This window comes from Gordonia humi, assembly GCF_014197435.1.
Lineage (GTDB): Bacteria > Actinomycetota > Actinomycetes > Mycobacteriales > Mycobacteriaceae > Gordonia > Gordonia humi.
The window spans coordinates 4,676,920-4,698,918 of the sequence record NZ_JACIFP010000001.1 but is presented as its reverse complement, the minus strand read 5'-3'; the positions used below and the strand labels follow the sequence as shown (position 1 = coordinate 4,698,918).

The following is a 21,999-nucleotide window of genomic DNA, read 5'->3' as shown; positions in this document are numbered from 1 at the left end:
TAGTGTGTTCGCGTGCCAGTGCGAACACAGTTGCAACGGATGGTCGGACGCGATCCGGACGAGGGCGAACGGGCGGGTAGCGGTCTCGAGGTCTTCTACGACCTCATCTTCGTCGTCCTCTTCTCGGTCGGAGGTGTCCAACTCGCCGACCACCTGGCCGAGGGCAAGGTGTTCACCGCCGTCGTCGGCTACCTCCTGGTGTCGTTCGCGGCGATCTGGGCGTGGATCAACTTCGCCTGGTTCGCGTCGGCGTTCGACACCGACGACCCGTGGTTCCGCCTGTCGGTGCTCGTCCAGATGATCGGCGTCTCGGTGATGGCCGTCGGGATCCCGCCGGTCTTCTCGTCCATCGACGCGGGCGCGCACATCGACATGAAGGTCATCGTGTTCGGCTACATGGTGATGCGCCTCGGTCTGGTTCCGCAGTGGCTGCGGGCCGCGCGGCAGTCCGAGAAGTACCGGAAGACGTGCATCACCTATGCGGCGGCCTGCATCGTCGCGCAGGTCGGGTGGACCGTGGTGGCGCTGGCGCCGACGGGTCTGACGGCCACGATCATCGCCGTGGCCGTCTGCGCGGCGATCGAGTTCCTCGGGCCGGTGATCGCCGAGACCACGATGACCACGACGCCGTGGAACCCGTACCACATCACCGAGCGGTACTCGACTCTCATCGTGATCACCCTCGGCGAGGGCGTCGTCGGCACGGTCGCCGTCATTCAGGCGCAGATCGGTCGGACGGGCTGGACACTGCAGACCGCCGTCCTCGGCGTCACCGCACTCGGTGTCACTTTCGCCATGTGGTGGCTCTACACGATCATGCCGAACGGGGAAGCGCTCGACGAGCATCGCAACCGCTGCTTCCCGTGGGGGTACGGCATGGTTCCGGTGTTCATGGCGTGCGCCTCGGTCGGTGCCGGCATGCACCTGATCGCCAAATGGATCGAGGGCGAGACCGGCGACTCGGATCTGATGGTGGTGCTCGCCGTCGCGATTCCGTTGGCGGTATTCACCGTCGGCATCATCATGGCGCACTACTACCTCGTCGGACACTGCGGTATGGAGATCGTCCTCATCGTCGTCGCGCTACTGCCGGTCCTGCTCGGCGTGGTACTCGTGGCGGCCGGCGTGCCTCTGCTCATCGCCGTCGTCGTCGGATCGTTCGCACCGGTGCTGCCGACGCTCGTCATCGAATTCAGTGAGAAGTTCGAACCCGCTACGCTGTGATGCGTGCGCGCACTGGTGATCGGCTCGGGCGGCCGCGAACACGCCCTTCTCCTCGGACTCTCCCGCGACCCGTCGGTGACGGAGCTGCACGCGGCTCCCGGCAACGCGGGGACCGCGGTCATCGCGACCAACCATCCCGTCGACGCGAACTCCGGCGACGCCGTCGTCGCCCTGGCGCGTGAGATCGGTGCCGATCTGGTGGTCGTCGGGCCGGAGATGCCGCTGGTGCACGGAGTGGCCGACGCCCTGCGTGACGCGGGGATCGCCGTGTTCGGTCCGAACGCCGCCGCCGCGCGGATCGAGGGGTCCAAGGCGTTCGCCAAGGACGTGATGGCCGCGGCCGGTGTGAACACCGCGCGCGCCGAGAGCGTCACCTCGGTCGACGACGTCGACGCCGCACTCGACCGCTTCGGACCCACCTGGGTCGTCAAGGACGACGGTCTGGCCGCGGGCAAGGGCGTCGTCGTGACACCCGACCGCGACGCCGCCCGCGAACACGCTGTGGCCGTCATCTCCGGGGGCAACCCGGTGCTCCTGGAGAGCTTCCTCGACGGACCCGAGGTGTCCCTGTTCTGTCTGGTCGACGGTGAGACCGTCGTCCCGCTGCTCCCCGCGCAGGATCACAAGCGCGTCGGCGACGACGACGAGGGACCCAACACCGGCGGCATGGGCGCCTACACGCCGCTGCCGTGGCTGCCCGAGGGCATGGTCGACCGCATCGTCGGCGAGGTGTGCAGACCCGTGGCCGCCGAGATGGTCAAGCGAGGCGTGCCCTTCTCCGGTCTGCTGTACGCCGGGCTGGCGATCGGGTCCGACGGCCCCGCCGTCGTCGAATTCAATTGCCGTTTCGGCGATCCCGAGACCCAGGCCGTCCTCGACATGCTCGAGACGCCGCTCGGTGAGGTCCTCGGCTCCGTCGCGAACGGCACCCTCGCCGACCTTCCCGAGCTGCGCTGGTTCGACGGCAGCGCCGTCGTGGTGGTCCTGGCCGCCGAGAACTACCCCGGCAGTCCGCGCACCGGCGACCCCGTCACCGGCGCCGACACCGAGGGCGTCCTGCACGCCGGTACCAAGCTCGTCGACGGACAGGTGGTCTCGTCCGGAGGTCGAGTCCTGTCCGTCGTCGGCCGCGGCGCCGACCTCGCGCAGGCCCGCGCCCAGGCCTACGAGCGTCTGGCGAAGGTCTCCCTGCCCGGTGCGCACTTCCGCACCGACATCGGCAAGGCCGCCGAGGACGGTCGCATCAGCCTGTAGCGCCCCCGCTGGTCGAGCGGAGTCGAGACAGCGGTAGACTTCCCTACCGGTGTGCCGGGAAGTCTGGTCGGCGATATGTCGTCGTACCCTCCCGAGGAGCAGAATGTCCCACACCGAGACCGCCGAGAAGTACCGCGTCGTCGATCTTCTCCGTCGTGAGACCGTCGGCGGGTTCCTCCTGGTCGGCGCCGCACTCGTCGCGATCGTCGTCGCGAACACCCCCGCCGTCGACGCCTACGAGACGTTCCGCGACACGACCGTCGGGTACGCGCCCTGGCATCTCGATCTGACGATCGGGCAGTGGGCTTCCGACGGGCTGCTCGCGATCTTCTTCTTCCTGGTAGGTCTCGAGTTGAACCGGGAGATCGTCGCGGGATCGCTACGCGCGGCACGGACCGCGATCGTCCCGGTGTTCGCGGCGGTCGGCGGCGTCGTCGTACCCGCCCTCATCTATCTGGGGATCAACTGGGGCCGCGACGGTGCGCACGGATGGGCCGTTCCCACCGCGACCGACATCGCGTTCGCGGTCGCCGTGCTGGCCGTGGTCGGCAAGGGGCTGCCCGCGGCGCTGCGTCTGTTCCTGCTGACCCTCGCCGTCGTGGACGATCTGATCGCCATCGTCATCATCGCCGTCGTGTACACGGAGTCGGTGAAGCCGATCCCGCTCGTCGCCGCGCTGATCCCGATCGCGCTGTTCGCCGTCCTCGCGCGTCGGTACGCGGAATGGTTCGCGCGGCGCCGGTGGGCCGCGTGGGTGATCCTCCTACCGCTCGGCATCGTCGCCTGGGCACTGGTCCACGCGTCCGGCATCCACGCGACCATCGCCGGTGTCGTGCTCGGCTTCATGGTGCCGGTCCGGACGGGTGGGAACGGGCTCGCCGAAGAGTTCGAGCACCGGTTCCGGCCGATCTCGTCGGGCTTCGCGGTGCCGGTGTTCGCGTTTCTCTCCGCCGGAGTGGCGGTCGGTGGCTGGAACGGCTTGGGCGACATGATGACCGATCCGATCGCGATCGGCGTGATGGCGGGTCTGATCCTCGGCAAACCGATCGGCATCATGGCGGCCACCTGGCTCACGGTGCGTTTCACCGACAGCGAGCTCGACCCGTCGGTGCGGTGGGGCGACCTCGCCGGCGTCGCGTCGCTCGCAGGCATCGGCTTCACCGTGTCGCTGCTCGTCGCCGAGCTCAGCTTTCCCGGCGATCTACACGCACTCGAGCACGGTAAGGCCGCGATTCTGGTCGCGTCGTTGTTCGTGGCGATCGTCGCCGGGTCGGCACTCGCGGTGATGGGCCGACGCCGTCAGGCGAGGGCTCTGCCCAGGAATGCGACCTGATCGGGGAGCACCGATCGCCAGAAGCGGTTGGTGTGTCCGCCCGGTGACGTCGCGAACGCCGCGGGCGGATGCAGATCGGCCGCCCATTGACGCGTGTACATGTAGAACTGGTCGGACGTCCCGACACTGATCATCAGCGGGATGTTCGCGAACGCGGGCTGCTGCCCGAACAGCGAGTTGGCCCGGTAGTCGGCCAGCGAATCGAAGGCGCGAGGGGGGAATTGGGCGGGATCGGCCCACAGGGCGGGGGAGCCGACCGCGATGGCCGCGACCCGGCGCGGGCCGAGGATCGCGCCGATGCGGAGCGCGCCGTAGCCACCCATCGACCAGCCGAACAGACCGATCCGATCGGTGCGAAGATCCAGATCAGGGTCGTTGTCGAGCATCGGCATGAACTCGTCGATGATCATCGCCGCACCGTCGGCGCCGTCGGTCCGCAGATGGAAGTAGTTGCGGTCCACATCGACGCAGGCGACGGCGAACGGGGTGTTGCCGGCGTCCACATGACGTTGGACCACGCCCTGAATGTCCAGACCCGGGCTGAAGATCGTCTTCTCGTGCGTGTTGAGCGCGTGCGCGACGATCACCACGGGGAGTTCACCGGACACGCCGTTCGGGCGCGCGACCGCCCACCGGGTGAGGCGTCCCGCCATCTTCGCGGAGACGAACTCGCCCGTGATGATCGGTGGATCAGCGGGGAGCTCGGGTGGTTCGGTCTCGATCGCGAGTTCATCGTCGGCCGCGACGGCGGCCGCATCGCGCGGGGTGACCGGATCGTGGGAGGAACACGCCGCCAACCCGAGCGCCGCGATGCCGGCGCCTCCCGCCAGGAGCGTGCGCCGCGAGAGCGCACGCGACGACGCGACACCGCGCAGCAGCGAACCATCGGGTTCGGACATGCGGGGTGTCGTCTGCGTGGGAGCGGAACGATCGGAGGCCATCGGTCGCCGATTCTACCGGGATCCTGCGAGATCTCCGATTCTCGACGGACGGTGTCGCGGTGTCAGCGCGGACAGGTGCAGCGCTGCTCCTGCGGAACGGGCGTCATCACCTCGTCGACGTGGGCTCCGCAGCCGTCCCAGGTGATCTTGCCGCATGTGGTGCAGGTGACGGGGTAACACATGCGAGAGAGTTTACGTGTTGGTGCGGGGGATCTCGACTTCGCTCGATCAGCAGGGGCCGGCGGAGGGATTGGGGTGCGCGCGCTCGCGCCATTACACTGCAAGACGTGGGTAAACCTGCTATCAGCAATGTCCTTGCCAACCGCTACGCATCCGCGGACCTCGCGCAGATCTGGTCGCCGCAGCACAAGATCGCTCTGGAGCGTCAGCTCTGGATCGCGGTGATGAAGGCGCAGCGCGACCTCGGGATCGACGTTCCCGCCGATGCGATCGGCGATTACGAGAAGGTGGTCGACCGGATCGACCTGGACTCGATCGCCGACCGTGAGCGCGTCACCCGGCACGATGTGAAGGCTCGTATCGAGGAGTTCAACGCCCTCGCCGGCCATGAGCACATCCACAAGGGCATGACGAGCCGGGACCTCACCGAGAACGTCGAACAGCTCCAGGTGCTGCTGTCGCTGCAGCATGTGCGGGCCCACGGCGTCGCCGTGCTCGCCCGCATCACCGAGCGCGCCGCCCAGTACGGCTCCGTCGTCATGGCCGGGCGCAGCCACAATGTGGCCGCACAGTCGACGACTCTCGGCAAGCGCTTCGCGTCGGCCGCCGATGAGCTGATGATCGCGCTGACCCGCATCGACGAGCTGATCGCCCGCTACCCGCTCCGCGGCATCAAGGGCCCGATGGGCACCAGCCAGGACATGCTCGACCTCCTCGACGGCGACGCGTCCAAGCTCGACGCACTCGAAGGCGAGATCGCGAAGCACCTCGGCTTCGCCAACGCGCTGACCTCCGTCGGCCAGGTGTACCCCCGCTCCCTCGACTACGACGTCGTGTCGGCACTCGTCCAGGTCGCGGCCGGACCGTCGTCGCTGGCGACCACCATCCGCCTGATGGCGGGCCACGAGCTGGTCACCGAGGGCTTCCAGCCCGGCCAGGTCGGCAGCTCGGCGATGCCGCACAAGATGAACACGCGCAGCTGCGAGCGCGTCAACGGCCTCGCCGTGATCCTGCGCGGCTACGCGTCGATGACCGGCGAACTCGCGGGCAGTCAGTGGAACGAGGGCGACGTCTTCTGCTCGGTGGTCCGCCGCGTGGCGCTGCCCGACGCGTTCTTCGCGATCGACGGTCTCGTGGAGACGTTCTTGACCGTGCTCGTCGAGTTCGGTGCGTACCCGGCCGTCATCGCCAACGAGCTCGACCGCTACCTGCCGTTCCTGGCGACCACCAAGGTGCTCATGGCGTCGGTCCGTGCCGGTGTCGGCCGCGAAACGGCGCACGAGGCGATCAAGGAGAACGCCGTCGCCGTCGCACTCGCGATGCGCGAGGAGGGCCGCGAACCCGATCTGCTCGACCGGCTGGCCGCCGACGAGCGCATTCCGCTCGATCGCGCGCAGCTCGATGAGCTGATCGCCGACAAGTCGGCGTTCACCGGTGCGGCCGAAGCGCAGGTCGCGTCCGTCGTCGAACAGGCGCAGGCCTGGATCGACCGCTATCCCGAGGCCGCCGCCTACGCGCCCGCGCCGATTCTGTAACTCGCCCCCGTTCTAAGGTCTGTTCCCCTCATGCGTCCCACACTCGACTCCTACCGGCACGTCGCGTCCGGCAAAGTCCGCGACATCTACGAGATCGACGAGCAGACGCTGCTCCTGGTCACCTCCGACCGGATCTCGGCGTACGACTTCGTTCTGTCGACGCCGATCCCCGACAAGGGACGGATCCTGACGGCGGCCAGCTTCTTCTGGTTCGATGCCCTGGGCGTGCCGAATCACCTGGCCGGCGGCCCCGACGACGAACGGATCCCCGCCGAGCTCGTCGGCCGTTCGATGGTGGTGCGCAAGCTGCCGATGGTGCCCGTCGAATGTGTGGCGCGCGGCTACCTCACCGGCTCGGGTCTGGTCGACTACCGGGCGACCGGCGCGGTGTGCGGCGTCGAACTGCCCGCGGGGCTCGACGAGGCCGACAGGCTGCCGCAGCCGATCTTCACCCCGGCCACCAAGGCCGCCGTCGGCGATCACGACGAGAACGTCTCGATCGAGCAGGTCGCCGAGACCGTCGGACGCGACCTGGCCGTGCAACTGCGGGATGCGACGCTCGACATCTATTCGCGCGGCAGCGAACTCGCCGCCGAACGGGGAATCATCCTCGCCGACACCAAGTTCGAGTTCGGTCAGGCCGAGGACGGCTCGTTGGTGCTGGCCGACGAGGTCCTCACCCCCGACTCGTCGCGGTACTGGGACGCGGAACTGTACACGCCGGGCACGGTGCAGCCGAGCTTCGACAAGCAGATCGTCCGCAACTGGCTGACCGGCCCCGACTCGGGGTGGGACAGGGCGTCCGAGACGCCCCCGCCCGCCCTGCCCGACGACGTCGCCGAACGCACCCGGCAGAGATACATCGAAGCGTACGAGCGCATCTCACAGCTCTCGTTCGCAGACTGGGCGGACCGTCTCGATGTCTGAGGCGGCCGTGGAGTACGCGGTCGCAGCGCCGGTCGCGAAGAAGGTTCACAGCGAGCGCGTGCATCACGGCGACGTGTTCGTCGACGAGTACGAATGGCTGCGCGACAAGTCCGACCCGGAGGTGATCGCCTACCTCGACGGGCAGAACGCCCACACCGATGCGCAGACCGCCGACCTCGCGGACCTGCGGACGTCGATCTTCGGCGAGATCAAGGCGCGCACCAAGGAGACCGACATGGGTCTGCCGACGCGCGCCGACGGCTACTGGTACTTCGCACGGACCACGGCCGGCCAGAGCTACGCGAAGTTCTGCCGCGTCCCGATCTCCGGCGACGACGATTGGACTCCGCCGGAGGTGTCCGTCGACGCCGAGCTGCCCGGCGAGCAGGTGTACTTCGACGCGAACGTCGAAGCCGAGGGCCACGACTTCTTCTCGATGGGCGCGCTGTCGGTCAGCTTCGACGGGAACCGGCTGGCCTACAGCGTCGACACCGAGGGCGACGAGCGGTACGCACTGCGGTTCCGGGATCTCACGACCGGTGAGGATCTGCCCGGCGAGGTGCCCGAGACCGCGGGCGGCGCCACCTGGTCGAAGGACGACCGATTCGTCTTCTACACCACCGTCGACGACGCGTGGCGGCCCGATTCCGTGTGGCGTCACGAGGTCGGCGCGGGCAGCGACGACGTGCGCGTGTTCCACGAGCCCGACGAGCACTTCTGGGTGGGCGTGGGCTCCACCGACAGTGACGACTACCTGGTGATCGCCGCGGGATCCAAACTCACCTCCGAGGTGTTCGTGCTCGCCGCGGACGATCCGACCGGGGAGTTCGTCTCCGTCGCGGGTCGTACGCCCGGCATCGAATACGACGTCGACCACGCCAGGATCGACGGCGACGACTACTTCGTGATCGTCCACAACGGGACCGTGGACGGAAGCAAGGCCGTGAACTACGCGGTCGACATCGCTCCCGTCGACGACGTCACGGCCCGGCGATCGCTGATCCCGCACGATCCGGCGCGCCGCATCGACGGCGTCGAGTGCTTCCGCGACTACCTCGTCCTCGCGTACCGTGCGGACGCGCTGCCGAAGCTCGCGATCGCCGATCTCCGCAGCGTGCCGGGGATCCCGTCGGTCGACGACTTCCGACCGGTGGTCTTCGACCAGGAGCTGTGCTCGGCGGGCCTCGGGGCCAATGCCGAATGGACGACGCCGCGACTGCGGATCGTGTACACGAGCTTCGTCGACCCGCTGGAGACCATCGACCTCGACGTGTCGACGGGCGAGCGCACGTTGCTGCGGCGTCAGACGGTGCTCGGCGACTACGACCCGTCCGATTACGTCGCCACTCGCGACTGGGCCACCGCGCAGGACGGCACCCGCGTCCCCGTCTCTCTGGTACGACGCCGCGACCTGCCCGACGGTCCGGCACCGGTCCTGCTCGTGGGATACGGCGCCTACGAGACACCGATCGACCCCGGCTTCGCGGTGTCGCGGCTGTCGCTGCTCGACCGCGGTGTGGTCGTCGCCTACGCGCACATCCGCGGCGGCGGCGAACTCGGCCGGACCTGGTACGAGGACGGTCGCCTGAACCACAAACGCAACACGTTCACCGACTACATCGCGGTCGCCCGGCACCTGATCGAGACGGGGCGCACCTCGCCGCAGCAGTTGATCGCCGACGGGGGTTCGGCCGGCGGGCTGCTGATGGGGGCGGTGACGAACATGGCGCCGGAGTTGTTCCGCGGAATCCTCGCGGCGGTCCCGTTCGTCGACGCGCTGACGTCGATGCTCGACCCGAGCCTGCCGCTGACCGTCACCGAATGGGACGAGTGGGGCGACCCGTACCACGATCCCGACGTGTACGAGTACATGAAGTCGTACTCGCCGTACGAGAACGTCGCCCCGCGCGACTACCCGGCGGTTCTGGCCCTGGCGTCGCTCAACGACACCCGCGTCCTGTTCACCGAGGCCGCGAAGTGGGTCGCGAAGCTACAGGCGTCGACGACGTCGGGTCGTCCGATCCTGCTCAAGACCGAGATGGCCGCGGGGCACGGCGGGGTGAGCGGGCGATACAAGCAGTGGGAGGAAGTCGCCTACGAGTACGCCTGGGTGCTGCGAGAATCGGGTGCTGTGACGGTGTGACGGGGGCGGGCCCCGCGTGGTCCTCTGCTTCGGCGGCACATCGTCGACGTGAACTCCCCGGAGGCGTGATGCGTCGTCCCGTACTCACAACCGCGGATCCACGGCCTCCGACTCCAACGCCAACACACCGAACACGTTCCGGTGCATCTCCCACAGGGGTCTTCGCTCGACGAACGCGGTGAGCGCGTCCAGCCCGAGGCCGTGCTCGCGGGTCGCCATCGACCGTTTCCGCCCGAGGTCGCGGGAGCGCAGCGTCGCGAGGGAGTCGGTGTAGTCCGGGCCGTAGATGATTCGCAGGTACTCCCGTCCGCGGACCTTGAGACCCGGCTGGATCCGGGGCGACACGACATCGGCGGGTTTGACCACCATGCCCTCGCCGCCGGCCTCGGTCAGATCGAGCCACCACTGCGTCGCCGCAGCGCGGTCGTCGGTCGACGTCAGATCGACGACGCGGTGCCGAGTGCGTGTGATCAGCGGATCGTCGAGCGCCGCCAACTCGCTCATGTGCCACTCGTGGCTGCGTGAGTCGCCGAACACCCGGCCCTGTCCGGCCAGGATCTGGAACGGCGCGACGCGGATCCGCTGCTCACCGCGCTCGCAGTAGGCGGCGTACGCGCTGCGGAACGCCCGCGCGTGGTCGGTTCGCCGATCGGTGCGCTCGGCCAGGTCTGCGACGTCCAGCCCGCGCGCCGAGGCCTGCGCGAGCAACGACTGCGCCGCGGGCAACGCGCCGAGCGCGGCCGCGCCGACCGACGCGTACTGTGCCTTGATCAACGGCAGGGCCTTCGCCGACCAGGGGAGGATCTCGCAGTCGAGCACCAACCAGTCGGTCTCGAGCGCTCCGAACAACGGTTCGACGGCGGTCCGGAGCCGGCCGACGAGGTCGGAGGTGTCGTCGAAGAACGAACGCCCGGTCCGTGTGTAGACGGCTCCCGACGAGCCGTCGGTGACGCCGAAGCGCGCCCGGGCGACGTCGGGATCGGCCGCGAGCACGGCAATCGCGCGGGATCCCATGTGCTTCTCCTCGCAGATCACCCTGTTCACGCCCCACCCGAGGTAGTCGTCGAACGCCGACTCCGGATACTCCAGGAAGCCGTCGACCGCCGACGTCGATGCGGGCGACATGGTCGGCGGCAGATACACCAGCCACCGCGGATCCACCGCGAAGCGGCTCATCACCTCCAACGCCGCAGCAGCGTTGGATTCCGGGACCTTGACCTTTCCGACGCGGGGGCTGTCGATCCACTGAGTGCCCATGACGTCGCCGATCTGCAGCACTCCCGGGTCGCGCGGCTCGGTCGCGGGGCCCGGCGGCCTGCTCGGCGCGTACCACTCCCGCTCGGCAGGCACCGCGACCAACTCTCGCTCCGGATAGCGCAGCGCGGTGAGCTCGCCGCCGAACACCGCGCCGGTGTCGATGCAGATCGTGTTGTTGACCCACTCCGGCGTCGGCGTCGGCGTGTGACCGTAGACCACTGCCGCGGATCCGCGATAGTCCTGTGCCCACGGATAGCGCACCGGCAGCCCGAACTCGTCGGTCTCGCCGGTGGTGTCGCCGTAGAGCGCGAACGCGCGCACCCGAGCCGACGACCGTCCGTGGAACCGCTCGGTCAGACCGGCGTGCGCGACGACGAGCCGTCCGCCGTCGAGCACATAGTGGCTGATCAATCCGTCGAGGAATGCGCCTGCGCGGGAGCGGAAGTCGTCGTCGCCGAGGTCGTCGAGCTGAGCCAGCGACTCGGTGAGGCCGTGCGAGACGGTCACCTTGCGGCCCTTGAGCGCCCGCGACAGCTTGTCGTCGTGATTGCCCGTCACGCACAGTGCCGCACCCGAGGCGACCATTCCCATCACCAGGCGCAGCACGCCCGGGGTGTCGGGCCCGCGGTCGACGAGATCACCCACGAACACCGCGGTCCGAGAATCCGGGTGGTGCGCGGAGACGGCGAGACCTCCGTCGTACTCGATGCGCCAACCGAGCGCGGACAGCAGCGCGCACAGCTCGCTCGCGCAGCCGTGGACGTCGCCGATCACGTCGAACGGCCCGGTCAGCTCGGAGCGGTCGTTCCACGACTTCTCGCGGCGGAAGGTCACGGCGTCGATCTCCTCGACCCCGCGCAGGTGGTGCACGCGACGGAAGCCCTCCTTGCGCACGCGCTTCAGGGACCGTTTCAGGTCGGCCCGCTGTCGGCGGATCACCGATGCGCCGAAATCCCTGTCGTCGCGGGCGAGGGTGCGCTCCACGGCGACCGCCTCGGGCACGTCGAGGATCACGGCGTCGACGAGGACGTCGTGGTCTTTCGCGACCTTGATCAGGCCGGCGCGCGCCGACGGCTGCACATTGGTCGCGTCGACGACGGTCATCCGGCCGCGGCGCAGTCGGATGCCGACCAGGTGGTGCAGCAGGTCGAACGCGTCAGGCGTGGCCGCGAGATCGTTCTCGTCGTCGGCGACGAGGCCTCGGCACACATCGCTCGACACGACCTCGGTCGGCGCGAAGTGTCGCGCGGCGAACGTCGACTTCCCCGATCCGGACGAACCGACGAGAAGGACGAGTCCTGTTGCGGGGATGCTGATCTCAGCCACGGGTGAACACCGCCATCTGGGTAGGGCCGCCGAGGTCCGCGTCGACGTCGCCGATGCCGACGAAGCGCACACGATAGCCGTGGTGGTCGGCGACGCGTTCGGCCCACGCCGCGAACTCGGCGCGCGTCCACTCGAAACGGTGGTCGCGGTGACGCATGCCGGTCAAGTCGGGGTAGAGCACGTTGTACTCGCTGTTCGGTGTGGTCACGAGAACCGAGTCGGGGCGCGCCGTGGCGAACACCGTGTGCTCGAGCGCCGCGAGGCGGGTCGCATCGAGATGCTCGATCACCTCCATCAGCACGGCGACGTCGAATCCGGCGATCCGCGGATCGGTGTACGTCAGCGCCGACTGGAACAGGTCCAAGCGCGCGGACTGCCGCTCAGTCATCTCGTCGACGTGCATCCGATCGGCGGCCCGCTTGAGTTCGCGTATCGACACGTCGCATCCCGCGACGCGGCCGATATCGGTGCCGCGCAGCACTTTCGAGAGGAACTGACCCGAGCCGCAGCCCAGGTCGATCAACGACGACGGAGCCAGTCGAGCGACCTCGCCCAGGACCGCCCGATGGCGTCGGACGTTCAACGGCGCGCGATGCTCCGGCTCGGGCGCCTCGATCTCGGTCTCGGCGGGAGCGTCGTCGAGTTCGTCGAGTCGAACGCGGGCGACGGTCTTCAGTCCGCCCGTACGAGCAAGGTACCGGTCGACGATCGCCTCCCGGGACGGGTGACTCCGCAACCACTCGCCGCCCGCCGAGATCAGTTTGTCGACCTCGTCGTCCGACTGCCAGTAGTGCTTCGACTCGTCGAACGCGGGCAGCAGCACGTACAACTGGTTGAGCGCGTCGGCGAGTCGCGTCTCGCCGCGCAGTGTCACGGCGAGACAGCGGGACTCGCCCCAGTCGGGGAAATCGTCGTCGAGGGCGATCGGTGTCGCGTCGACGCTCCAGCCGAGCGGGGCGAAGATCCGCTCGGCGAACTCGGCGCCGTCCCGGCACGGCAGCACCGGGACCGTGATCTCCAGTGGGATCGCCGAATCGGCGAGATCCTGGCGTGAGTCGCACCGACCGGCACGCGCGGTGCGGAACACCCTGCCGAGAGCCACCGCCAGCAGCGACGACGCGGCGTACGGCCGATCGTTCACGTACTGGGCGAGTGCGAAGTCCGGCGAACGTCGTCCGCGCGACCGAACCAGGGCGACCGGGTCCACCTCGAGCATCAGGACCGCCGTGCACCGCTCGGCGGAGGCCTCCGGGTAGAACACCGTCGCCGTTCCCGACTGCTCCGCGAACCGTTGCACCCGATCGGGATGCTTGTGCAGCAGGTAGCCGAGGTCGGTCGCCGGGCGGTGAGTGGTCGAGACGGTCACGAGCATTGGACCAGTCAAACACCGGCCGGTGACGTCGTCCACCTCATTTCCGATGTCTGCGCCGGTCGTCAGCCCTTCACACAGAGCAGCGTCGAGAGCCGGGTCACGACCTCCACGAGCGGCGACGAGCCGGTCGTCTGCGCGTCGATCACCGACTGCAGATCCTTGTACGCACCGGGGATCTCGTCGAGGACGCCACCGTCTTTGCGGCACTCGACCCCCGCGGTCTGGACCGCGAGGTCGTCGACGGTGAACGAGCGGCGCGCCTTGTTCCGCGACATGCGCCGTCCGGCACCGTGCGACGCCGAGCAGAGGCCCTGCTCGTTGCCGAGTCCTCGGACCACGAACGAACCGGTGCCCATCGACCCCGGGATGAGCCCGAGGTCGCCCGAACCCGCGCGGATCGCACCCTTGCGGGTGACGATCACATCCACGCCCTCGTAGGTCTCCCGGGCGACGTAGTTGTGATGACACTGCACCTCGTCGCGGAACTCGACGGTCGGGAAGTGCTCGCGGACAACGGTCTTGACCATCGCGAGCATCGTCGCCCGGTTGAGTCGCGCGTAGTCCTGCGCCCAGTACAGATCGTGCAGGTAGGCGTCCATCTCGTCGGTGCCCGCCAGGAACACGGCCAGATCCCGGTCGGGCAGATCGAGGTTGTGCTCGAGGGTCTTCGCGGTCGCCACGTGCCGTTCGGCGAGTTCCTTGCCGATGTTCCGCGAACCCGAGTGCAGCATCAGCCAGATGCGGTCGTGGTCGTCGGAGCACACCTCGATGAAGTGGTTGCCGCCGCCGAGCGAACCCGCCTGTCGGTGTGCACGCGTCTCGCGGTCGGCGATCTTCGGCGCGTGCAGCCGGTCGAAGGAGCCGAACAGTCGCTCGGCTTCCCGCTTGAGCCGCTCGTCGGTCCGGAGCACCGATGCGGTGCTCTTGTGCATGCCGAAGCCGACAGGTACCGCGTTCTCGATTCCCTTGCGCAGCGGTGCGAGCGAGTCGGGCAGGTCGTCCACCGTCAGGTTCGTCGGCACCGCTGCCATGCCGCAGCCGATGTCGACGCCGACGGCAGCCGGTGAGACGGCGTCGCGCATGGCGATCACCGACCCGACGGTCGCGCCCTTGCCGAGGTGGACGTCGGGCATCACGCGGAGCCGGTGCACCCACGGCAGCTTCGAGATGTTGCGAAGCTGGTCCAGGGCGGCCGGCTCGACCACGTTCGGGTCGGCCCACATGAGGGTGTCGGCCCGCGCTCCGGGGAGCGTGGCCGGGAACTCGTTCATCTGTAGATCTCTTTCTCTCGTCGATGGTCGTGGCGAAGCAGGTCGCGCACAGAATCGTGCGGCCGCCGCGGAGTGCGGCCGCCGTGGGGTGGTGCGAGGAGTCGGTTGCTATGCCCAGGCCGGGCGGTACGGCTCCCAGAGCAGACGGATGCCCGCCTCCTCGGGAGTGAGGTCGCCTTTGTCCCAGTTGCAGGGGCCGCAGGCCGCGACGCAGTTGAACCAGGTGTTTCCGCCGCCGCGCGATTGCGGCATCACGTGATCCCACGTGTCCGCGTGCTCACCGCAATATGCGCACAGATGTTTGTCGCGGCGCAGGACCTTCTCCCGGGTGGTGTGCTCGCGCTCCACGTACGGGCGGTACACGTACTCGCGGAGGATCACCTCGCGGGGGACCTCCACTTGCATGGACACCGAGTGGGCGATGATCGGCGGATCGAATCCGGCGATCATCCACACCTTGTTCTCCAGGAGGTTCGCGACCACGTCGCGGAAGGGACGACGGTGCAGCACAGCGTTATCCGCGTTACGGACTATCACGGATATCGCGTCGATCGGCGGAACCGTCATGGCGGGTGCACCTCCCTCCTGGAAGAAAATAACCCAGACGGGCCGATCCCGCAGGGTAACGCGACGACGACGCCGTCGTCGCGACAAGCAAACGTAAGCGTCCCGGCAGACGGGAGTCAACGGAATATTCGGATCGGGGAGTGATTCGATCGGCTGTTGCATACCAGGGTCCTTCTAGTTAGGTTAGGCTGCATTAAAGTATGAGAGGTGCCGTTCGTGTCCCGAGTCCCGTTGTGCGATGCGCTGATCGCCGCAGAAGCGGCGGTGCGCGCCAACGTCCACGCGACTCCGTGGGCCGGTGAACTCGACGTCGACGACGACCTCGGCGGAATCCTCGAGAGCGTGTACGGCGCCGTGCGCACGCACGATCAGTCGTGGTCGCACGCGTCGTTGGACTCGTTCCACCGTCCGGACCGGGCGCTCGCGGACGCGCACCGGCTGGCCGCGGCGGCGTTCGGTGTGGACCGGACGTACTTCGTCTCGACCGGGGCGTCGGCCGCCAACGTGATCGCCTCCACCGCGGCGCTCGCTCGGGGCGGCCGAGTGATGCTGGATCCGACCGCGCACCAGTCGCTGCACTTCGCGGTGGAGCGCGATGCCGGAGAGGTGGACCTGATGGCGACGGTCGACGGTCGTGTCGACTTCGACGCGGCCGTCGACCGACTATCCGACGCCGTCGCCCGCGGGCGCCCGCCCGATCTGGTGATCGTGGCGGCGTCGTCGTACGACGGGCGACGAGTCGACTGCGCCTCGGTGCTGCTGTCGCTGGCCGCCGCGGCAGCTCCGCACACCCGCTTCCTGCTCGACGACGCCTGGTGCGCGATCCACACGTTCGCACCGCAGACGAGGGGCCCGGGGCCCTCGGCCGGGGTGGCCGCGCTGCGCGCCCACGGTCTCGGCAACCCGGTCCTCATCGTGCACTCAGCGCACAAGACGATGGTCGCCATGCGGCAGGCGGCGTACCTGCACCTGTCGGTCGGGAACGAGCCCGACCTCGCCGCGCGAGTGAGTCAGAGCGTGTTCGTACACCACACGACCTCCCCGTCCTGGCCTATCCTCGCCTCGCTCGACCTCGCCCGCGAACTCGCCGTCCGACGCGGCGCACAGACGGTGGGCCGTGCGCTCGATCGCGCCGCCGACCTTCGCAGGCGGATCGACGCCGAGACGTCGTTCCACACCGTCGCCCTCGACCCGGGGGAGCACTACGAGGCCGATCCGCTGCGCGTGCACATCGCGCCGCCGATCGGGCTCGACGCCGAACAGTGCAGACGCGGCCTGTGGAACGACACGGGTGTGCACCTCTCACGGGTGGCCGCCGGACGCCTGGTGGCGGCGACGACCATCGGCGTCGGCGAGGCCGCCGTCGACGCGCTCGTCGACGGTCTGCAGCGCGCGGGCCGGGGCGCCCGGGGTCGCACCGGCCCGGCGCCGACGACGTTCACCTCGGCGGCGGCGTTCGTCGTCGCCTATCCGCCGGGCGTGCCGATCGCCACCCCGTTCGACCAGGAGTCGACGGTCCGCGAAGTCGGAGCCCCCGCAGGCGCAGAGGTGTTCGAGATCGATCCGTTCTAGGCGCGAACGCCCGCGCGCGCGGGGCGACGAACCCGCGGGGAGAGGGTGAGCGCCACCGCGACGGCGACGACCATCAGCCCGCACACCACCGCGTACACCGTCGACGTCGCACCGGCCATCGACGCGCGTGAACCGTCGCCGACACCGCCGGCGAACACCGAACCGAGGACGGCGGTACCCAGGCCCGCGCCGATCGGGAAGAAGCTGTTGACCAGACCGGTGGCCATCCCGACCCGTTCGATCGGCACCGATGCCGTCGTCACCGCCATGATCGGGGCGTTGGCCAGCCCGTTGGCCGCACCCCAGACGATCATCGCGGGAATCAGCACGGCGGGCGCGTGCTGCGCGCCCACCTGCCAGGACAGGAGCGCCGATCCGACGACGAGTCCGCCGAATCCGATCGCGAGGATCGTCGACGCCGCCAGGCGGTCCTGGGCCCGACCGGCCCAGATCGACGCGACCATGGTCGCGAGACCCAGCGGCAGCAGCAGGAGTCCGGTCGCGGCCGCCGAATAGCCGTAGCCGTCCTGAAGGAGGATCACCAGATACACGGCGGCGCCGACGGTGGCGACGCGGTTGAGCAGAGCCAGCGCGGATACGCCGCCGAAGACCCGGTTCGTGGGCAGCCTCAGATCGACGAGTGGATTCGACGCGCGCGACTCCCAGGCCGCGAACACCGCGATCAACACGATGAAGACGCCGAGCCCGCCGAGCGTCGAACCGGCCAGCCACCCGTCCGACTGCGCCCACACCACACCGAGGTTGACGGCGGTGAGGGCACCGGCGAGCAGCACGGCGCCGAGCACGTCGAAGGAGCCGAACGAGAACGGGCGCGAGCCGCCGTCGTCGTCGACGGTGAACCAGATGAGGGCGACGGCGATCACGGCCACCGGAAGATTGATCAGGAACATCCACCGCCACCCGGCCGCATCGACGAGGAGTCCGCCGACCGCGGGCGCGAGGACCCCGGACACGCCAACCACACCCGACCAGTAGCCGATCGCGCGGGCGCGGACCGACTCGTCGAAGGTCCGGGCGAGCAGCGGCATGATCACCGCGAACATCACCGCGGCCGCCACCCCTTGCAGCGCCCGGGCGACGTTGAGCCACAGCATGGTCGGCGCCAGACCGCAGGCCAGCGAGAACACGGCGAAGCCGACGGTGCCCGCGAGGAACATCCGCCGGACCCCGAGGGCGTCCGACAACGACCCGCAGATCAGCAGCAGCGATCCGAAGGTCACGGTGTAGCCGATGATCACCCACTGCAGCGAGCCGATCGTCGCGCCGTCGAGCGCGTCCCCGATCTCGGGGAGGGCGACCGTCACGATCGTGATGTCGATGGTGAACATGATGGTCGTCGCCAGCAGCGACCCCAGTATCAGCGTCTGCCTGCGGGAGAAACGCGTCCGCTCCTCGGTCACGGAGCGACCTCTTCCGTCTCGTCGAGGGCCCATTCCGAGGTGTCGCTGCGGGTCCGACGCATCCGGGCGAAGGCGCCGTCGGCCGCTCGCAGCTCGTCGGCGGTCCCGGATTCGACGATGCGCCCGTTCTGGACCACGACCACCTGGTCGGCGTCGTCGACGATCCGCATGCGGTGCGCCACCACGATCACCGTGGCGCGGCCCGCGAGCCCGCGTACCCAGGCCTGGATCTTCTGCTCCGACAGGGTGTCGAGGGCCGCGGTGGCCTCGTCGAGAACCACGACGGCGGGCCGTTGCAGGGCGACGCGGGCGATCTGCACGCGCTGACGTTCACCGCCGGACAGGTCGCCGCCCAGCGGACCGACCGGCGCGTCCCACCCGCCGGGCAGCCGTTCGACGATCTCGTCGACGCCGGACACCTGCGCCGCCCACGCCAGCTCTTCGTCGGTCGCATCAGGTCGGAAGGCCGTCACATTGTCGCGGATGCTCCGGTCCAGGAGAGTCACCTCGGGCAGGATCATCCCCACCGACGGATACAGCCGGTCGGTGGTCGTCGCACGGACGTCGACGTCGCCGAGGCGGATCGCACCCGAGTCGACGTCGGCGAAGCGGGGAACCAGGCGCAGGAGGGTGCTCTTGCCCGCGCCCGACGGTCCGACGACGGCGGTGACCGTGCCCGCAGGCACCGTCAGATCCACACCGGTCAGGGTGGGCTCGTCGGCGCCGGGATAGGTGAAGTCGACGCCGTCGAACGTCACCGACAGCGGTCCTTCCGCGGGCAGGATCTGTGGGTCTCCGGGCTCGGGCAGCGGCGCGATCCGCAGGTAGTCGACGGTGCGCCGGACGGTGGCCCGTGACGTGCGCAGCATGCGGGCGGTGGTCGCCACCGCCATCACCGGTTCGGTGAACCGCAGCGACAGCGTCAACAGCGCGACGAGCGCGGCGAGATCGGCTCCGGTGCCGAGCATGGCCCACCCGACGACGGCGACGACCGCCGAGATCGCCACGTTCACCGCGGTGCCGAAACCGGCCCGGGCGAGGATCTCGGTCCGCACGCCCACTCGCGCCGCCGCGTCGAGTTCGTCGAGCGAATCGGTCAGCAGGCGCATCCCGAGATTGTTGCGGTCGGCCGATCGCAGGACCGGCTGCGCCTCGGCGTACTCGATGACGCGTGCGGTCGCCTCGGTGTTGGCCGCGTGGTCGGCGCGTTCGGCCTCCTCGAGCCTGCGCGTGGTGATCCGGTGGACCAGGAACATGCAGGGGGCGGCGATCACCATGACCACGGCGGCCGCCGGACTGACGAATGCGGCCGCGATGAGCACGATCACCGGGGTGATCAGCCCGCGCGCGAGTTCCCCGAGATTGAGCAGGATGTTGCGGGTGATGCTGATGGCGCCCGGCCAGAGCAGCGAGATCAGCCCCGCGTTGTTGGTCGCCCCGAACCAGGCGAGCGGAACCCGCCGCAGTTGCGCGACCTCCAGGCTCTGCACCGCCGCCATCGCGTCGAAGGTGGCGCGCGTCCCCTTCCGGACGGTGTGTGCGTGGGCGAGGAGCGTCGCGGCGGCCAGAACGGCCAATGCGATGAGCCACCGGACCGACGCGTCGGTGTCGCCGGCGACGACGGCCGCGAGCGTCGGCAGGGTGAGGGCGATCGTGATCCCCTCGAGCACCGCGTAGATCACGCTGCGGACGATCTGGGCGCGGTAGCCGCGCACCGTGTCGCGGTCCAGGACCGACAGGAGTTCGGAGATCATGAGGACATCGCCTCCCAGAGTCGGCGGTAGACGCCATCGGTGCCGACGAGGTCGTCGTGGGCGCCCGACCGAGTGACCCGCCCGTCCTCGACGACGACGATCTGTTCGGCGTGGCGGATGGTCTCCAACTGGTGGGCGATGAGTAGAACGGTCCGGCTGCGCGCGATGCCGGCCAGCGAGCGATGGATCCGGGCCGCCGATTCGGGATCGACGTGCGCGGTCGGTTCGTCGAGGATCAGGATCTCGGGGTCGGTGATCAGCGCGCGCGCCATCGCGATCCGTTGGCTCTCGCCCGACGAGAGCGACAGGCCGTCGCCGATCACCGTGTCGTATCCGTCGGGCAGCGCGGTGATGCGGTCGTGGATGTGCGCGGTCCGAGCAGCGGCGATCACCTCGGCGTCGGAGGCGTCGGGGCGGGCGAGCCGGATGTTGTCGCGGACCGTGGTGCGCAGAAGCACGGCACGCTGCGGCAGGATCGCCACCCTGTGTGCGAGGTCGACGGGGTCGATGTCCCGAACGTCGACGCCGCCGATCCGGATCGCGCCCGCGTCGACGTCGTGGTGGCGGCCGATCAACGCGCAGAGCGTCGACTTGCCCGCTCCCGACGGTCCGACGACGGCGGTGAAGCTGTTCGGCGCCACGGTCAGCGACACTCCGCGCAGCACCGGCGCCGCCGGGTCGTGCCCGAAACTCACCTCGTCGACGACGATGCCGTTGTCGACCGGCGTCTTCGGCGCGGCCGGCGCGGTGAGCGCGGGGGCGGCGAGCAGTTCTTCGATCCGGACCGCGGCCATCGCCGCGGTGACGATGCCGAACCGCGCCCCGGTCACGGCCGCCGGGGCCGACGCCACGACGACGGTGCCGACGGCGAACGCGATGAGACCGGCGGGCGTCAGTGTCGAGTACTCGATGAGGATCACGCCGACCACCAGCACCACGAGCAGCCCGAAGACCGGATCGATGAGCGTCGCGATACGCGATCCGCGAGCCTCCTGCTCCAGGTGGGAGTCGACGACCACCCGGTGCAGGCGGCGTGCCGCAGCCAGCAGCCGGGTCGGTCCGGCAGGCACGGGGGCGACCCGCAACGTGACGGCGTCGCGCATCTCCTCATTGGCGGCGCCCACCAGATCGGCCACGGCGGCGCCCTGTTCGACCTGGTGGTTCATGGCGCGCAGCATGATGCGCTGCTGCAGAACGAAGTTGACCACCGGGCCGACGGCCGCCACCAGGGCCAGACGCCAGTCGACGACGAACAGCCACACCAGCACCGGCACCGGAGTGACGACGGACTGGACCAGTTCCATCCGGCCGTGCGCGACACCGGTGTGCATCGTCTCGACGTCCGAACCGAACGCCGACAGCGCCTTCTGCGATGCGCTCGAGTCGAACCAGCCGAGTGGCAGCACCCCGAGACGCTCGGCGACGGCGAGGCGGACGGAGCGTCGTACGCGCAGGTCGGCGATGTGCGTCAGATAGTAGGCGGCAGAGGTCGCGGCGAAGCCGACTACGGATGCCCCCGCGACCAGGCCGATGCCCAGGTACACCCGGCCGGAGGCGACGTCGCCGTCGCCGGTCAGCCCGGTGATCCCCGCATCGGCGACGATCCAGATGCCGATCAGCGTCACCACCATGAGCGCCGACGCGAACGCCTGCAGCCCGGTGGCCGGCCGGATGAGTCCGGCGGCGGGCGCCGACAGGCGTCGGAGCGGTTCGCGGTCGACGCGAGGTACGGCGTCGACCTTCGCCACCAGGTCTTTCGCCCTCGACATCACACCTGCGGCGGTCTTCGCGCGCTCCGGTGTCGGGGTTGTCATACGAACGCCTCTCCTCCCTGCGACTGCTGTTCGATCGTTGACAGCGCCGTCTGAGCGCCTTAGGTTGACAGAATCAGCTTAGGCATACCTAATCAATAGTCAAGCGAT

General features: G+C 69.2%; 15 protein-coding genes. 7 read left to right on the top strand and 8 right to left on the bottom strand.

What is annotated here, in order from left to right; genetic code table 11:
* Positions 1-12: 12 nt before the first annotated feature.
* From BKA16_RS21745 to nhaA, 3 genes are all read left to right on the top strand, one after another.
* A complete protein-coding gene (locus BKA16_RS21745; RefSeq protein WP_343067570.1) occupies positions 13-1,224 on the top strand; it encodes a low temperature requirement protein A in 1,212 nt (403 codons plus the stop codon).
* A 3-nt stretch (positions 1,225-1,227) separates the two neighbouring features.
* Positions 1,228-2,478: a phosphoribosylamine--glycine ligase gene (gene purD / locus BKA16_RS21740; RefSeq protein ID WP_183372631.1), complete on the top strand. Its 1,251-nt coding sequence runs from the start codon at positions 1,228-1,230 to the stop codon at positions 2,476-2,478.
* A 103-nt stretch (positions 2,479-2,581) separates the two neighbouring features.
* Positions 2,582-3,811: a Na+/H+ antiporter NhaA gene (gene nhaA, locus BKA16_RS21735; protein ID WP_183372630.1), complete on the top strand. Its 1,230-nt coding sequence runs from the start codon at positions 2,582-2,584 to the stop codon at positions 3,809-3,811.
* Here nhaA and BKA16_RS21730 read toward each other — a convergent pair.
* Positions 3,778-4,710 carry an alpha/beta hydrolase gene (locus BKA16_RS21730; protein WP_183372629.1) on the bottom strand — a complete coding sequence of 311 codons (933 nt, stop codon included), beginning with the start codon at positions 4,708-4,710 and terminating at the stop codon, positions 3,778-3,780. The genes nhaA and BKA16_RS21730 overlap by 34 nt on opposite strands.
* Before the next feature lie 329 nt (positions 4,711-5,039).
* Between BKA16_RS21730 and purB the strand changes: the two genes are divergently transcribed.
* Genes purB through BKA16_RS21715 form a run of 3 tightly spaced genes read left to right on the top strand, consistent with a single transcriptional unit; the run spans position 5,040 to position 9,537 of the window.
* The gene (gene purB / locus BKA16_RS21725) at positions 5,040-6,467 is read left to right on the top strand and encodes an adenylosuccinate lyase (protein WP_183372628.1); all 1,428 of its coding nucleotides are present in this window, start codon (positions 5,040-5,042) and stop codon (positions 6,465-6,467) included.
* A gap of 30 nt (positions 6,468-6,497) precedes the next feature.
* On the top strand, positions 6,498-7,394 hold the full coding sequence (locus BKA16_RS21720; RefSeq protein WP_183372627.1) for a phosphoribosylaminoimidazolesuccinocarboxamide synthase: 897 nt from the start codon (positions 6,498-6,500) through the stop codon (positions 7,392-7,394).
* Complete coding sequence (locus BKA16_RS21715) at positions 7,387-9,537, top strand: S9 family peptidase (protein WP_183372626.1); 2,151 nt, start codon at positions 7,387-7,389, stop codon at positions 9,535-9,537. Before BKA16_RS21720 ends, BKA16_RS21715 begins: the two co-directional genes overlap by 8 nt.
* Positions 9,538-9,621: 84 nt before the next feature.
* Here BKA16_RS21715 and BKA16_RS21710 read toward each other — a convergent pair whose 3' ends face one another.
* The 4 genes from BKA16_RS21710 to BKA16_RS21695 form a co-directional block, all read right to left on the bottom strand.
* Positions 9,622-12,120, bottom strand: coding sequence for a polynucleotide kinase-phosphatase (locus BKA16_RS21710; RefSeq protein WP_183372625.1), 2,499 nt, complete (start codon positions 12,118-12,120; stop codon positions 9,622-9,624).
* Positions 12,113-13,492 carry a 3' terminal RNA ribose 2'-O-methyltransferase Hen1 gene (locus tag BKA16_RS21705; protein WP_183372624.1) on the bottom strand — a complete coding sequence of 460 codons (1,380 nt, stop codon included), beginning with the start codon at positions 13,490-13,492 and terminating at the stop codon, positions 12,113-12,115. Before BKA16_RS21705 ends, BKA16_RS21710 begins: the two co-directional genes overlap by 8 nt.
* 62 nt (positions 13,493-13,554) lie before the next feature.
* Positions 13,555-14,763 carry an RtcB family protein gene (locus BKA16_RS21700; protein ID WP_183372623.1) on the bottom strand — a complete coding sequence of 403 codons (1,209 nt, stop codon included), beginning with the start codon at positions 14,761-14,763 and terminating at the stop codon, positions 13,555-13,557.
* Between the two features lie 108 nt (positions 14,764-14,871).
* The gene (locus tag BKA16_RS21695; protein WP_183372622.1) at positions 14,872-15,330 is read right to left on the bottom strand and encodes an HNH endonuclease; all 459 of its coding nucleotides are present in this window, start codon (positions 15,328-15,330) and stop codon (positions 14,872-14,874) included.
* A gap of 207 nt (positions 15,331-15,537) precedes the next feature.
* Here BKA16_RS21695 and BKA16_RS21690 point away from each other — a divergent pair, with 207 nt between their 5' ends.
* Entirely contained in the window at positions 15,538-16,902 is a 1,365-nt protein-coding gene (locus BKA16_RS21690) for an aminotransferase class I/II-fold pyridoxal phosphate-dependent enzyme (protein WP_183372621.1), read from the top strand.
* Here BKA16_RS21690 and BKA16_RS21685 read toward each other — a convergent pair.
* From BKA16_RS21685 to BKA16_RS21675, 3 genes are read right to left on the bottom strand one after another with little or no spacing between them, the layout of a single operon-like run.
* Positions 16,899-18,323, bottom strand: coding sequence for an MFS transporter (locus BKA16_RS21685; RefSeq protein WP_183372620.1), 1,425 nt, complete (start codon positions 18,321-18,323; stop codon positions 16,899-16,901). The genes BKA16_RS21690 and BKA16_RS21685 overlap by 4 nt on opposite strands.
* Positions 18,320-20,077 carry an ABC transporter ATP-binding protein gene (locus BKA16_RS21680; RefSeq protein ID WP_183372619.1) on the bottom strand — a complete coding sequence of 586 codons (1,758 nt, stop codon included), beginning with the start codon at positions 20,075-20,077 and terminating at the stop codon, positions 18,320-18,322. Before BKA16_RS21680 ends, BKA16_RS21685 begins: the two co-directional genes overlap by 4 nt.
* Complete coding sequence (locus tag BKA16_RS21675) at positions 20,074-21,891, bottom strand: ABC transporter ATP-binding protein (protein WP_183372618.1); 1,818 nt, start codon at positions 21,889-21,891, stop codon at positions 20,074-20,076. Before BKA16_RS21675 ends, BKA16_RS21680 begins: the two co-directional genes overlap by 4 nt.
* Positions 21,892-21,999: the final 108 nt, after the last annotated feature.

What these genes read in the sequence shown, in the direction of transcription:
- nhaA (WP_183372630.1), top strand. Translation starts at nt 2,582, where the DNA reads ATGTCCCACACCGAGACCGCCGAGAAGTACCGCGTCGTCGATCTTCTC.
- BKA16_RS21730 (WP_183372629.1), bottom strand. Translation starts at nt 4,710, where the DNA reads ATGTCCGAACCCGATGGTTCGCTGCTGCGCGGTGTCGCGTCGTCGCGT.
- BKA16_RS21720 (WP_183372627.1), top strand. Translation starts at nt 6,498, where the DNA reads ATGCGTCCCACACTCGACTCCTACCGGCACGTCGCGTCCGGCAAAGTC.
- BKA16_RS21715 (WP_183372626.1), top strand. Translation starts at nt 7,387, where the DNA reads ATGTCTGAGGCGGCCGTGGAGTACGCGGTCGCAGCGCCGGTCGCGAAG.
- BKA16_RS21705 (WP_183372624.1), bottom strand. Translation starts at nt 13,492, where the DNA reads ATGCTCGTGACCGTCTCGACCACTCACCGCCCGGCGACCGACCTCGGC.
- BKA16_RS21700 (WP_183372623.1), bottom strand. Translation starts at nt 14,763, where the DNA reads ATGAACGAGTTCCCGGCCACGCTCCCCGGAGCGCGGGCCGACACCCTC.
- BKA16_RS21695 (WP_183372622.1), bottom strand. Translation starts at nt 15,330, where the DNA reads ATGACGGTTCCGCCGATCGACGCGATATCCGTGATAGTCCGTAACGCG.
- BKA16_RS21680 (WP_183372619.1), bottom strand. Translation starts at nt 20,077, where the DNA reads ATGATCTCCGAACTCCTGTCGGTCCTGGACCGCGACACGGTGCGCGGC.
- BKA16_RS21675 (WP_183372618.1), bottom strand. Translation starts at nt 21,891, where the DNA reads ATGACAACCCCGACACCGGAGCGCGCGAAGACCGCCGCAGGTGTGATG.